This window comes from Amycolatopsis sp. NPDC004079 (assembly GCF_040610415.1).
GTDB lineage: Bacteria > Actinomycetota > Actinomycetes > Mycobacteriales > Pseudonocardiaceae > Amycolatopsis > Amycolatopsis halotolerans.
The window spans coordinates 315,916-331,214 of sequence record NZ_JBEXMH010000001.1; the positions used below are offsets into that span (position 1 = coordinate 315,916).

General features: G+C 71.4%; 2 protein-coding genes. Both read left to right on the forward strand.

Annotated elements, in window-relative coordinates; all coding sequences use genetic code 11:
• Positions 1–3 precede the first annotated feature (3 nt).
• A complete protein-coding gene (locus tag ABZX37_RS01525; protein WP_354735009.1) occupies positions 4–13,170 on the forward strand; it encodes a hypothetical protein in 13,167 nt (4,388 codons plus the stop codon).
• Entirely contained in the window at positions 13,167–15,293 is a 2,127-nt protein-coding gene (locus ABZX37_RS01530) for a YrhB domain-containing protein (protein ID WP_354735010.1), read from the forward strand. Before ABZX37_RS01525 ends, ABZX37_RS01530 begins: the two co-directional genes overlap by 4 nt.
• Positions 15,294–15,299 lie beyond the last annotated feature (6 nt).

Consider the following 15,299-nt stretch of genomic DNA (forward strand, 5'->3'; position numbering starts at 1 on the left):
CGGATGGCCCCCGGCGACGTCCAGGAACCGACCGAAGAGCTGTGGATCCGCGTCAAGTCCGACTGGCTCTCGCGGCACGCCGGATGGCTCGACGCGATCTGGCCGCTGGACAGCGAATCCGACGCGCGGAAGCTGGGCGACGCCTGGGACCATCTGCGGGACGCGCTGAACACGCTGCACGACCAGGCCGGTCCGCACGTCGAGAGCCTGCACGAGACCTGGACCGACCTCGCGGGCGTTTCCGCGTACAACGCCTTGCACCGCTTCCTCGACGGTTCGTCCGGCGGCGAGGGACTGTCCCAGCTCGCCGGGCACTGCCACGAACTGGCCGAAGCCTGCCGGAAGTACGCGAAGGACCTCGCGGACATCAAGGGCGAGATCGTCGCGGACATCCTGATCAACGTCGCGCTGTTCGCGCTGTCCACGTTGATCGCCGGACCCGCGGGCGAGGCCCTCTTCGCAGCAAGGCTCGGCGCTCAGATCGCGGCCAGGGTCGCCGCGTTCGTCGAGAAGATCGCCGCTTCCAGCCGGGCAGCGCGGCTGGCTGTGGGCCTGGGCAAGTTCACCGTCGAGGCGGCTTGGAACGCCGGGCGCGGAGCCGCCGGCGGCGGGGTCGGCAACCTGCTTGGCCAGGAGTTCAGCTCGTGGCGCGGTTACGGGGACGTCGACAAGGACAAGGTCACGAACGCCATCAAGGCGGGCGCCATCGGCGGCGCGCTCGGGCACGCGGCGAACCGCACGGTGGGCAAGGTGGTTTCCGACACCGCGGCCAAGGGCCTGGGAAAACTGCCGAAACTGTCCGAGGACGCCGCGAAACAGCTCGGCTCGGTCGCCGGCGCGAGCGTGTCCGGAGCCATCACCGGCGCCGGCACGAACTACATCCTCGACCACCCCATGGGCCAGGGTGCGATCGCCGGCGCCGCGCGGGGCGGAATGCACGCGCTCGGGGCGAACGGCATGAAGAACACCTATGAGCGGATCACCGGGGAGCAGCACCCGACCATCCGCGACCTGATCCGGTCCCACCTGCCGACCCCGCCCGACGGCGGTCCCCCGAACACCCCGATGCCGCCTCCCGACCACGGCTCCCCCGCCCCGTCCGGCGGAGAAGCGCGCGGCTCGGCCGACCAGGCTGGCACGTCTCAGCACCCCGGAGTGCACAACTCCGCCGAACAGCAGGCCTCGGCCCAGCACGCCGAAGTACGTCTCGCCGAACGGGCCACCGGTACAGACGGCACCCATTCCGGTGCGGGACTGGCCCCGAGAGTCGACGCCGGTTCTTCTGGCGCGGAAGTGACGAACCTGGCCCGGCCGCCGTCCTCGGCACCGGCACAGCTGCCTGCGCGGACCGCTACCCTCGCGCCGCACTCGCCCGCGCACGGAACTCCTCCGGCGCGGTCTGGCGATGCGCCCGCCTCGGCACCGACCAGGGACGCTGGGTCAGGCGGTGGTACCAAAGGTTCGTCTTCGGGCAAGGACAGCGCCGCCGCGCCGGAGAAGACTGCACCGACGCGCGCTGATGACGGTGCTTCCGGTGCCGCGGAAGAGGGACACTCGTCTGCTGAGGTGGCCGGAGAGTCCAAGGCAGGGAAGGTAATCGACCTGGACTCGCGGCGGAATCCCGACTCCGCCGCGGAAGGCAAGCCGGTCGAAGCGGCTGGGGAGAAGAGGGCTCCTGAGGCGGACACCCCGCCGGACGAGCCGCCAGTTCCGCAGCCGGATGAGTCGGCTGGACCGTCCGGGCCCGCCACGAGTCAGAAGGACGCGCCGCGAGCTACCGGCTCGCCGGACACCCGGCCGACGGGGGCCTCCGCTACGGCACCCCACGGCGAACCCACACCGCTCCGAACCACCGGATCGCCCGACACCGGCGCCCGGCCGACGCGGACCACCGCACCCGACAGCGAGCCGACGCCGCAACGCTCGCCCGGATCGCCGGACACCAGCGTGCGGCCGATCCGAACCACCGCAACCCACAACGAACCCACACCGCTCCGAACCACCCGATCTGCAGACACCGGCGCTCAGCCGACAAAAACCGCCACCGCCACCCGCGGCGAAACCGCGCCGCAACGTCCGGCCGGATCGCCCGACACCGGTGCCCGACCGACCCGAACCACCGCAACCCACAACGAACCCACGCCGCTCCGAACCACCCGCTCGGCCGACACCGCCGCACCCCACAACGAACCCGCACCGCTCCGAACCACCCGCTCGGCCGACGCCGCTACGCCCCGCAGCGAGTCCGCGCCGCAGCGATCGGAGACCGCGGGCAGCGAGGAGTCCGCATCGGCGAAATTGCCCGCTGAGCTCAAGAATTTCCGGCCGAAGGAGACGTTCGCCGGGCGGGTCAAGAGGGTTCTCGTGTCCGAGCCCGAGGCGAAGCTGGCGGAACTCTCCGAGCGCGCCGCCTACGCGCGCGATCGCGGCGTCGGCTGGCTGGGCGACCAGCTGCTCGGTTCGCTCGGCGGTCACCCCGCCGGGCCGAGGCCGGGCGATCGGTGGTTCACCCTCGAGACCCGCCGCAACGAGGCCGAACTCGCCGACGTCCTCGGACGCCTGCGTGGACTCGGCTACTCGCTGCCGGACCTCGCGGAGCAGGGCGTCGCGTCCCGGCATCTCGCGCTCGTCGACCGGATGGTGCACCGGGAACTGAGCGAGTCGGAATTAAAACAGGCGCTCGTGGCGCGGACCAATCTGTCCTCCGCCGAAGGACATCCCGCCCGCACGGCGTTCGACGAGGTGCTGTCGAGGACGGGCGACCTGCTCGCCGAGGCCAAAGGGCTGGAAGCCAAAGCCCATGAAGCAATAGCCCGGACGCCCGAACCACAACCGGATCCGGTCGCCTTCACGGTGCTTCACGGCGAGGGTGTCTCGGACGGGGAGCCGGGCACGCGAGCGGCGTTGCGTTCGGTGCCCGTCATCACCGGGGCGAGCGAAGCGCTGGCCGGCGGGAATCGACCTGCCGGGGCGCGTGCGCCGGAGACCGTCGGAGCGCATTTGCCGGGCGGCGATACCCCGATCTCTCCGGACCGGGCCCGAGCGCTCCCCGATCTCTGGAACAACTACCACGCACAGGCTCGTTTCGGCGGTCTGTCCGCGCACTTGACGCTCCTGAACGACGCCCAAACCGGAAACCTCGACGCCGCCGGACGCCACGACTTCCGGCTGGCGTTGCACGACTGGCTGACCGAGACGCCGACGCCGGAAGGACGTGGGCTGCGCACACAGTTCCGCGCTGCCTTCGATCAGCTGGACCACCTGGGCACCGGCCCGCATTCGCCGTCCGCTGAGCCGCACCCGGTCCACGCCGAACCGCAGTCGCCTTCCGCTGCGCCCGAACCGGTTCAGGCCAACCCCCACACGTCACCCGCCAGGCCACAACCGGTCCAGACCCACCCCCACTCCCCGTCCGCCAGGCCGGAATCCGTCCGGGACGAACCGCAGTCGCCGTCCGCAGGGCCCGAACCCGTTCAGGCCAACCCCCACTCGCCATCCGCCAGGCCGAAACCCGTCCAGACCCACCCCCGCTCCCCGTCCGCCAGGCCGGAATCCGTCCGGGACGAGCCGACGCTTCCCCGGGCGCGGCTGGGGCAGTCGGTGAGCTTCGCCGAAAGCCTGCTCGGCCCGGTCGTCAGCCCGGCGCCGACGACCGTGACAGATCCGGTGCGGCCGTCAATCGGCTTCCCCGCCCGGACTCCGGTGCGGACGGAACCGTTCCCGGGCGTCGGCGATCCGCGCCCGCCTCGGGTGGGCGATCCGGCACCGGTCCGCGTCGGCGATCCCCGTCCGGGAACACCGGTCCCCGGCGACCCGGTGCCAGTGCGCGTCGGCGACCCGTTCCGCACAGGCGACGTCGCCCCGCTTCCGCGACTCCCGCCGGACTTCCCCGGCCGCGACAACCAGCCGAAACCCGTCCCGGACGTGCGCTACCCGCAACCCGCCGTACCGGAGGTCCCGCCCGTAGTACCCGCCACTTTCCCCTACCCCACCGACAAAACCGTCGCGCGGCCGGTCCGCGAGCACACCGGGGTCGTACCGCTGCGCCACGACTATCCCGGCGAGACGAAGCCCCCGCCGCCGGTGCCGGACGAGGACACAGACGAGCGTTTCGACCTCCCGCGCGAGGTCCGCGAACAGCTCACCGAACAGGAACTCGCCGACCTGTGGGCGCTCGTCCGCGCGACCGGCGCCCGCCCCGGCGACATCCTTCGCTGGATCGTCGACAAGGTCCTCTACGACCGCATCCGCAAACCGGGCCGCGGGCTGCCGCATCAAGACACGAGTCTCGCGGACAAGCTCCGGTTTCTCGCCACCGAACGGGAAACGGACCGGCTGCTCGTCGGCGACCGGCTCGCGGAACTCACCGGCAGGCCGCAGGCGCGCGTCCAGGTCGTCGAAGAGGAAGAAACCCGCGGCGACGGCGCGGCGGGCATCTTCCTCCGTTACGGCGTCCTCACCACGTTGTCCTTCGCCTACGCCGAGTTCGCCAAGCGACGAGACCTCCTCGACCGCATCGAGGCGCAGCTGGCGCTCGCGAAGTCCGCGGCGGCCGACAGCCCGAAACTCGCCGAACGAGCGTACGAACTGGCGTTGGAACTGGCCCAGGAATACCTGGACCTGGTCGGCCCGGACCTGGGTTTCATCCACGCGCTGAGCCTTTCCGACGACGCGGAGCGAGCCGCGCTCGGGTTCGGCGGCGCGACGGATTTCCAGCCGCGTGGGCAGGTCCACGACCACGGCGAAACCATCGGGCTGGCCGAGTTCTCGTTCTCCCACGCCGACGGCGGACGGCGGAACGTCGTCGTCGCCCGGTTGCGCGGCCCCGGCTCCGCCGACCGCGAACGGCTGGTCAAGAACGCGCGGCGTTATCTGCGGAATCAGCGATCCGGCGAGAAGAAGCCTTACCTCGTCCTCAGCCGGGAATGGCGCAACGTCGGCGAAGCAGATCTCGCGGAGCTCACGGACGGCTTGCGGAAAATGGGCTTCGCGGCCGTCCTGTACAGCGACCCGACCCGGCCTGCCGAGGAATCCCGGGTCACTGCGCTGCATCTCGACGACGCAGTACGCGCCGAATCGATCGCGGCACCGGCGCGTTCGGACAAACCCTGGCTGGGCAAAGTTTTCTCGGAACTGTGGAAGGCCGCCGGGCCCCACGGGCAGCCGGGCTTGCGGCAGATCGCCCAGCTGCCCGCGAAGGACGCTGTCGACGTCCTGTCGTTGCTGCTCCGGCCCGACAGCACGCCCGCGACGAGGGATACGCATTTCGCCGCACTCGGACGAGAACTGGCGAGGGTGCCGGAGGATCAGCGTCAGGCGCTGCGCGACAAGTTGCAGTGGCTCGGGGAATGGATCGACGGACGACCGCCCTGGAAGCAGGCCTACGAGGACGCGCAAGGACTGTGGACCGCGTCCGCGCTGTTCGCCGCGCTGAGCGCCGGAGTGTCCATTAAGGACATTCGGCAGTTCGCACCGGATTTCGGGCCGCTGCACGCGAGCCCGGACGAGGAGGTCGCCGCCGCGGCGGTGCTGGCCGAACTGGCCCTTCACCGGCACGGGCTGGGCGATCTGTGGCAGCCCGGAGTCTTCGAAGCACCGGCCCGGCCGGACGGCGACCCGGCGGCCTTCCCGGATTTCCCCGTGCGGGACGCGACTTCGACCGGTCCGGACTATCACGTGGTCGTCGCGCGGGCGGACAGCTTCGACGAGCGCGAGACGATCTTCGCCCGGTTGCGGCGGAATCTGGCCACGAACGGCGCGCACCCCCAGTTCGTCGTGCTCACCGGCGAGATGACGGCGGCGGACCCCGAAGCGCTGCGTGAACTGTCCCAGCAGTTGCTCGCCGAGGGCTTCGACGCGGTCGCGGTCCACCGCCCCGGCTCGGCGTTCGACGTCCTCGCCGCGCGGACGAACCTCCTCACCAGCCTGACCGCGCACGCCGTCGGCCCGCCCCGGCCCACGATCGCCCCGGGACTCGCCGAATGGCTGTCCGGCAAGGCGGCGGCCAGGCACCAAGAACACGTCCGTCTCGCCGAACAGGCGCAGCGCGCGGTGGAAGCGGCCGAGCGCTCCCCCGCCGTGCCCCAGCCGCCCAACGCCGTCCAGCCCCATGCCCGCCAACCCCATGCCCGCCAACCCAGCGCCGTCCAGCCCAGCGCCGTCCGGCCCGCAGCGGAAGCCGCGGCAGCACCACCCCTCACCGGAACCATCGAGATCCACACCCCGCTCAGCACGATCCCCGCCGCCCGGCAGCGGCTGGCCGCCGAGGACATTGCCCGCCGGATGCTGCCCGCCGCGGCCGCAGCGGCCGGTGTGCGCGTCGCGGAGAACGGCCCGTTCCCCCGCCCGTCGGACGACACCGTGTTCCTCGACCAGTCCGGGACGGTGTTCGCCTTCCAAGTCATCCCGACCCCGAACCTCGGATACTCCCCGCGGAACCCCATCACCTTCCAGGTCTTCCGCGAGCCCACGCCGGGGCAGCCGCTGCCGCTGGTCGTCCTCCGGCTTCCCGACTGGCTGGCCCCGGACCTGGCCGTCCTCCCGATGGCCCACGCCATGGCCGCCGGAGCGGCACTGCTCACGGCCCACCGGCGCGGCGACCCGGTTTCCCTGCCGGAACAGCACTTCTGGCACGACCGATTCCCCGGCACCGCCCCGAAGCCGACGCCGACCGACCTCGGCTACGTCGCTCAGGTCGCCGCGCTCGGCGCGGAACTCGACCGGGACGGAACCCGGCGGCGCGACCGAGGCCGGATGCGCGAACACCTCTCGCGCCTGCTGTCCTACCTCGGCATGGCCGCAGACGATCCCCACGCCGCCACCCGCCTCTCCGCGCTGGCCGCACACAGCGCAAGCACAGCAGGCATCGACCGCGCGCTGACCGTGGCTGACCGATACCGTCCGGCCAAGGCGGTCGAGGGCTACCGCGTCACCCACTGGCCCGTCGCAGACCCCGCCGTCGAGATCGGCCATCGACTCCCGGTGGACACCCCGGCGCGCCGCTTCGACCATCCCGCAGCGGTCGAAGCCGCGATCCGCGCGCAGGTCGGCAAGGCCGCCGAACGGACCGGAATCCTGCTGGTGCCCGCCGGCCCCGACCTCCGCTACGACGTGTTCCACGACGGCCGCCACCTCTTTACCGCGGCCTTCCACGTGCTGCCGCGCACGACGCTCGAATCGACCGGCGTTTCCGTCCACCCGGGCACCCGGACGCTGTCGGGTTACCTCCCGGCCCGGCTCCGGCCGCAGGACGTCGAGGAGATCGTCCGCGCGGCGCTCGCGTTCGGCACGCGCTACTTCCGCACCGCCACCTGCGACCCGGGAACGCTCCGCCCGGACACCGACACGGACCGGCTGCCCGAAGGCCCAGCAGACCGCGCGCTGGAAGCCCGGCTCGAGGTGCTGGGCGACCGGATCACCACGACTCCGGCCTGGCGTCCGCGACATCGGCAGCAGTTGATTTCTCAGTTGCGCAGCCTGCTCGAACACGCCGGGTTGGAAAAGCAACTGCCGGACTATTCCTACCGCGTCGCCGCGCTCGGTGCCCACGCGCGCGCCGTCGTGGACACCTTCGCCGTGGAGCGGAAGGACACCGCTTACCCGACCACGGCGTTCACCATCGCGACCACAGTCATGTTCGAACAGCCCGCCACCGTGGCCATGACCGTCGCACTTTCGATATCCGGTTTCGCAAGCGGGCACCCGGGAAACGGCATCGGCTACCTCGTGTACGGCGCGGCGTCCGCGGTGCTGGGCGCGGCGATGACCCGTCGCTACGACATCGCCAGCGACAAACAGGCCGCACTGAAGAAAAAGTACGACGAGATCCGCGCGAATGCCGACCGCGGCCGGGACCAGCACGAACTGGTCAACAGCTGGCACGAAGCGAACTTCGGCACCCCGCTGCTGAGCACCGGCGTCCCGACCCCGGCGCAGCTCGAAAGCGACGCGCCGGACATCGCCCTGCCGCTGCGCACGCGGATCGTCCGGTTCAGCACTCCGCCGCTGGTCGCGCTGGGCACCGCAGCCGCCGTCGGGTTCCCGCTGGACATCGCGACCGGCTCGTTCTTCGCGCTCGTGGCGACCGGGGTGGGCACGGCGGTGTTCCGGCCGCTTGCCGAGGGCTACACCCGACGGCGGCGCAAGGGCGCCGAACTGGCGGCGCACGACGCGATTCGGCGCGAACTGCACGAGTACGACCTCGAAGACGCGAAAGAGCTGTACCGGCAGCTGGTGCACGCCCGCGCCGCGATCGAAGGCCTGCTGGCCGACGGCGTGATCCCCGGCGCCGCGCTGGCCCAGCTGTCCCCGGCGCCGGCCGAACGCGCCGCGGTGGATTTCGCCGAGCAGGTCACGGGTTCGAAGCTGATGGACGCCGTCGCGAGCTTCCTCCCTTATCTGCCCGACCTGTACAAGATCACCCACCCGACTCTGCAGCCGCTCAAGGCCCTCCTCGAGCACTTCACCCCGCTGGAAATCCTGGCGGCCGTGGATCTCGCGAAACTCGGCGTCGCGGGCTGGATCTCCGCTCTGGCGGACAACCACCTCGCGGTGGGCGAGGTCAACAACAAGCTCACCCGGATCGCGATGCGGATGCGCGCCGAACGGGAAACCCAGCTGCCGGTGAAGATCCGGGACCGGGACCTGCTGCTGCGGGACCTGGTGGGCGAGGCGCTCGCCGCAGTAGGGACCGCGCGGCCGGGCGCGAGTTCGTCCACAGTGGAACGAGCACTCGCGGAAATTCGTTCGAAACCGCCGCTGCTGCCGAAACCGGTGTCCCGCAAGGCCGCTGTTTCCCGGCTGCGGTACGCGGCGGTCATCAGCGCGAAATCGTTCACGGTGGGCGGATTCACCGTCGGCTTGAGCGTGCTGGCCGGAGTGCCTGTCACGTCGGTGTGGGGTGCCGTCGCGGCCGCGGTCGCCGGGTTGCTCGCGGTCGTCGGCAAGCCGTACTACCGTATCCGCGAGATCCTCACCGACGACCGCGCGGGCACCCCGGTCGAGCAGCAGAGCGATCGCGACGCGGTGGCCAACGGGCACGTGCTCCGGCTCCTGCTCGAGACCGCTGGCCGGGAGCAAGGCGAACAGCCGGTGCTCCCCGCCGTGACGCCGCTTTCCGAATTCGAGCCGCTGACTTTCACCGACGAAAGCCTGCGGTCCGGCGCATGGGCAGCGGAACTCCGGGAGAGGCTGGACGCCCTCGACCGGGCTGTCGAGAACGAACTGGGGCACTGGGGTTTCCGCCCGACGCTGGAGCGCCGCCAAGCCTTGCTGCGCGACGAACTGCCCCGCCTTTCCGCGAGGGCACGGGCGCAGCTGGCCAAGTACGAAGGCAGCGAGCACGGGTTCCTCGCCAACCATCTGGACGCGACGCTGCGGGAGTACTTGCGCACCGGCGAGGGAGACTTCGCCACGCACGTCAAGGAGGTTCTGCGGCAGCACGAAACCGCCGACGCGGACCTGCTCCGCGGGCTGATTTCCGTTGTGCGGCGGCACGAAGGAAACCTCGCCGCGCGGCTGGGAGAGCTGGTCCGGGAACACGGCCGCGGCCAACTGGCCGACCGGGTGGCGGAACTGCTGGACTCGCGCCCCCGGGACGAGGAAATCGCCGCACACGTCAACCTCCTCGTGCACTGGCACGGCACCAGCGGCGACGGCCAGCTCGCCCGGCAAGTCCGCGACCTGCTGCGCCAGCCGGAGCGGCTCCCCGGCGAACTGCGCCGGCTCCTGCTCCCGTTCGAGCACGAACGCACGCGAGCCGCCCGGCTCGCCGTGGCCGCGATCCGGGATCTCAACGAACTCCTCGACGAGTACCAGGCCGCCAGCGACCCGATGCGCTTCACCCGCCTCGAACCCCCGGCCGCCGAGCTGCCCGAACCGGATTACCGAAGCCCGGGCCAACTGCTCGCCGACGATCTCGCGAACCGGCCGGACCCAGTCCGAACGGTGCTGGGACTGCGCTTCCTCGCCGACGTCGTGCCCGAAGGCTGGGCGACGCGGGCCCGGACCTGGAGCGCCGAACAGCTCGCCGAGGCCAGGAAGGCGGTGGAACTGGCGATTTGGTCCGGGAAGAAAAACGGAAGCTACACGCTGCCCGCGGTCACCGCCGACACCGCGCCCGCCGCCGTGCTCGAAGCGTTGCTGCGCGAAGAAGTCCCGCTGCTGCGGGAAGTCAACCCGAACTACCGCGCGGCCCGGCTCGACCGCTACCGGTACCGGTCGAACTGCGTCTCCGCCACGAGCGCGCTCTTCCACCGGATGGCGGGCTGGGACACCACCGCCGTGCCCGCCGGGCCGGAGCCGGAAACGCTGGCCGCGCTCTGGCAGCGGCTCGGCGGGACGTGGGAAGCGCACGGCAGCGAGTACGACCGGCTCATCGCCGCGATCACCGGGCGCAAGGGGCTCGTGGCCGCGGTCGCCGTCCGTTCGCTCGGCGACGACGGCACGATCGCCCGGCACGTGAGCGCGGTGATCGTCAGCGAGCGGACCGGCGTGCCGGTCTTCGCCGACCCGATGACCGGATCCGCCACGAAGCTGCCCGCCCGGCCGCTGGAGATCCATCTGCTCCCGGTCGATCTCGCCGCGCTGCGGTCGACGGAGCCGGTCGCACTGCCGCCCGCCGGGCTCGACCGGGTCCGGCCGGAAGAGCGGACCGAGGGCTACCACGGGAAACGGCTGCGCGCGGTTTACGACGTGCTGCGGCAATCACCGCAGTTCGCGGGGAAGAACCTCCCGCCGCTGCCCGCCGAACAGCAGAGCCCGCCGGTTCATCTCCTGACGCACCCGGTGTTCCAGCTCTGGCGGCGCTCGCCGCTCGCGAGGGCGACCCGGACGCACTCCCTCCCCGCGATCGACGCCGGCACCGTGTCGAAGTCGCAGGCGGCCCGCTTCGTGCGGGAGGCACAGCCCGGCTACGACCGGCCGGACCCGAACGCCTACGGCGCCGCGTGGCATCCCGACGGGCGGGTGGACCAGGGCTATCTGGCGTACTGGTTCGGCGGGTTCTGGTTCCACAGCCACGATTCCTACGACAGCGTGATCATCGCGATGGCCGAACGGCCGCTCGAAGCCAGGGCTTTGCTGCACATCGTCACGACAGACCGCTATGACAACGAATACCACCAGCTCGGCTGGGTCGCCCACGGCCGCTACGGCATCGCGTTCTTCGACCGGTTGGAAGGCAAACTGCTGCGCCTGCCCGAATATCCGGCCCGGCTGGCCCTGCTGCCGTTCACCGACGCCTTCCTGCCTTGGCCGGACGCGCCGCCGGAGTACCAGCCCGCGGCGGGCAAGCTGTATGTGCCGGACACTCCGGCACCGAGCCCGGGCGTCGACCTGCGGCGTCCGTACCAGGAACCGTCCGCGCCCGGTCCCATGTGGACACCGAGGCATCAGGGCCCCGATTCCGGTGTGGACGAAGGACGCGGCGTCAAATTCTCGACTCCCGGGCCGCGCCGCGCGCTCCGGCCGCCGATGCGCCAGGCACCGCATCCCGCCGGACCCCCGTCGGACGCGGCGAAACCGGCGCGCTACGGCCCGTACCACCGGCTGGAAAGCCGCAGCCAGTCCCCGGAAACGGCGAAGCTGATCGAGGAGTCGAACGAGGTCTGGGGCAGGACGCCCCGGCACGGCAGCAATCCGGCGGTACAGGCGTGGAACGGACCGCTGCCGTCGGACCGGCGCGGGGTCGAGTTCTACACCGACGTCAAGCCGCTCTTCCACGGTGCCAAGTCCGGCCTGCGGGAATGGCGGGCGGCACAGGGCATCCGAGTGGACGACGAGTTCGCGAAGCTGGATGTCGTGGTCACCAAGAACACCCAGGTCGAGGCCACCCCGGAACCGGTGGAGAACGTCATTCTCGCCGAGGCGGTGGCGGAGGTCGAGGCCCGCGGTCCGGAGGCGATCCTGCGCGAGGACGCTCTCGCCGCGCCGCCCCGGCCGCTCGAACCGACTCCGGCCCAGGCCCAGACGCTCGACCAGATCCGCGCGAACGCGAGCGATCCCGTGCCGGCAAGGCCGCCCGTCGCCGATCTCGCCCAGTGGCTGGCCTCCGAAACCGGCGGGACCGCCGGCCCCGGCTCCGTCCGGTTCGACCGGGTGTCCTGGATCTACCAGGCGCTGGAGGTCCTGCGGCGGGACGGACCGGCCCGGATCACCGGCGTCGAGGACGGATTCGCCGCTCCCGACGCCACCGGACACCGCGAGATCCGGATTTCCCTCCGTCTGCCCGACGGACGCCCGGCCGAACTACGGCTCGGGCTGACCTCGATCGACGAGGTGGCCGGGACCGCGCGTGCGCTGGGCAATTTCGCCCGTGCCGTCGAGGAAACCCAGCCGAGAACCCCGCATGACGAGGCCGTCGCGGCAGTCCTGCGCCGACGGCAGCGTGAACTCTTCGACGAAGCCCTGCGCCGAGGCCTCCCCTCACCGCCTGCCAGCTTGGAGTCCTTTATGGACCCGGACGAAGCCATGCTGACCGCAGCCGAGATAGTCAGCCACATCGAGTTCGGCGACAATCTCGCCAGCGCCAACGAAACCCACTGGCTTACCTACGCCGACGGTTCGCAAGCCATCTACAAGCCCGCCTCGGGCGAATCCCGCTCGCTGGCCGTGCCGATCCCCCATGGCGGGCAAGGCTTCCGGGAGAACGCGATGTACCGGCTGGCCCGAGCAGCGGGGTCGAACGTCGTGCCGGTCACCGCACACATCGACGGCCCGTGCGGCCCCGGTTCCGCGCAACGGCGGATCGAGGGCCTCTCCCCCGCGCTGGACGTCTCGTCCTACCCGCTCGCGCAACAGCAGGAAATGGCGTACCTCGGTTATGTCGGGGCCAGCTCCGACTGCAAGGCACTGTCGAAGGACGGTCAGGTCGTCGCGATCGACAACGGACAGAATTTCCCGGACTACGCCGACGATCTCATCGGAATCAACTCGCCGTTTGTCGCGGCCTGGCTGAACCGGCCGCTCGACGCCGAGGTGCTGGCCCGCATCCGGGCGATCGATCCCGGCTGGCTGGTGCGGATGCTCCGCGCCAGCGGGATGAGCGAGTACGCCGCCGACGAAGCCCGCGACCGCCACGAAGAAGTCCAGCGACTCGGCCGCATCGGCGGACAACAATGGACCGGCCGCATCTGGAACGGCCGCGACGGACTGGCGAGGGACTACCGATGACACAAGAAGGAGCAGCGTTGGAAGCCTCGGAAGCCGCGGCGAAGGTCGACCACTGGCTCCGCACCGGCACACCGGTCGACCTGACCACCGGCGAGCACGCCGTGCGCGTGGACCGCGAGCACGTGGTCCGCGTGCCCGAGGGCTGGTACGTCCCCTACGACTCGGCCCGTGCCCTGGACACCGGCGACTGGCTGGCGTCCCTGGTCCCGCAGCCCGCGCTCGTGGTGCGCGAGGACGGCGCGCTCCGGCAGCCCGACCTCAGCCCGGAGGGGCGGCTGCCGAGTTCGCCGGTCGCGGCGGGCGGCGAGAGCGACTGGCGCGAAGTCCTGGAGCCCGAGTTCGAACGCAGCGGCGTCGCCTACCTCGGCGTGCCGCTGGAAGCCGTCCTCGCCTGGCGCGAATACGTCGACGGCGCGCCGACCGGCGAGATCCGGATCAACCCCGAATACCGGCAGGGCCCGGAACGGCTCGGGTACCCGCCCGCGGACACGCCGCTGGAGTACCTGCTCGGCTGCGCGGGAACCGGCCGCTACGACCGGTCCCGTTACCTGGCCGGGCTGCTCAACGCCGAGGTGCTCGTGCCGCTCGACCCCGACCGCGGGCTGCCGCTGGAGCAGCAGTGGGAGGACGAACGGACGATCCTGCGCGTGTACAGCTCCCGACGCAGGCTGCCGGTCGGCACGGCGCAGTGGCTCCGCGCCGACGTCCTGTCCATCCTCGAAGACTTCCCCGGCGCCGGCCTGCTGATCAACCCGGGATCGTTCCCCTCCGACCGGCTCGCCGCCGCGGAATTGGCTCAGGCGCGCAGCGAGTGGCCGCAGTTGCGACCGGCTCCGAGGGTCGTTGAGGTCTCACCGGAGCACTCGGTGCGGGTGGCCGAGACTGCCCGGCTGGTCGGCGAGCGATTCGGGCTGGCGCAGCCGCTCGCCGGATTGCCCGAGGCGGTGGCGAAAGCCCGCGCGGCCGGGTTCGAACTGTCCGAAGTGGAGTGTGAACGGTTCGTCGCCGGCCGGGCTTGGGAGCGGCACAACGGCGTGGGTCCCGGCGACCTCGAGGCACCGCCGGGACCGGAATGGCCCGAAGACCTCGCTGCCAACGGGCTGACGGCCGGTTACGACTCTCTCGGCCGCGTTCGCCCGCACGCCACGGGTTCGGGCAAGTTCTTCCGGCAGGACGCGGACGGCGTCGGCTTCCAGTGGCATCGCGTCGCCGGAGCGTTCGTCGGGTTCGCGCTCGGGGAATCGCTCGGACTGGCCGCGGACCGGTCGCCCGTCGCCGAGTTCGACGGGGAACTAGAGCGAATCGGCCCGCTTACCACGCAGTTGCTGTTCCACACTGACGGTCTCCTGCGGGGACTGCCTGACTTGCGCGAGACCGGTGCTCGTGCGCAACGTCGTTGGCAGGACGCGAAAACCGAGGACGGCTGGCTGACGCGGGTCGAGGCATTGCGTTCCCGGGTGCCCGCCGAGCCGGATGACGTCAGCTTCCTCGTCCCGGGCCTGGCCGCCGCGCTGTGCGGAGGCGGTCCGGACACCGACGAACGCACTGCGGCGGAAGCGGGCCGTCTGCTCGCCGCGGGCGCAGGTGCCGACGAGCCTGCCGCCGACGCGGCCGCGGCGGTCGCCGAACTGTTCGCCCGGCTGTTCCGGCGCGCCGACCCGGTCTTGCCGCCGCATGTGCACGTCGAACAGATGCTGGCCTCCGGGTCGGTGTCCGGCGCGGTCGCCGAGGCCCTGACGAGCGCCGCCCGGGCGCGGGTCGAGCTGATTCGCGCCGACCACGAGGAACTGGACGCGCTCGGCTCCGGGCACACCGCCGCGGACGCAGTCGGCCGGAGCATGACAGCTGTCTTCCGCCGATTCTTCGACCCGCGCTGGACGCTGATGTCGGCGATCCGCCACTCCGGCCGCAGCGCGATCACCGGTGCCCTGGCCGGTGCGGCACTCGGCGCGCGGTACGGGATGCCCGGGCTGCCCGCCGAGTGGCTGGACCGGCTTGAGTCGCGCGACCTGGTGGAGACCGTCGCGGGTGATGCGTTCTGGTATTTCTCCGCGCATCCGCCGCAGGCAGATTCCCGGTACGCGGCGCAGTGGGCGGAGCGCTATCCGAGAGAGACCCGCTGAACCAGT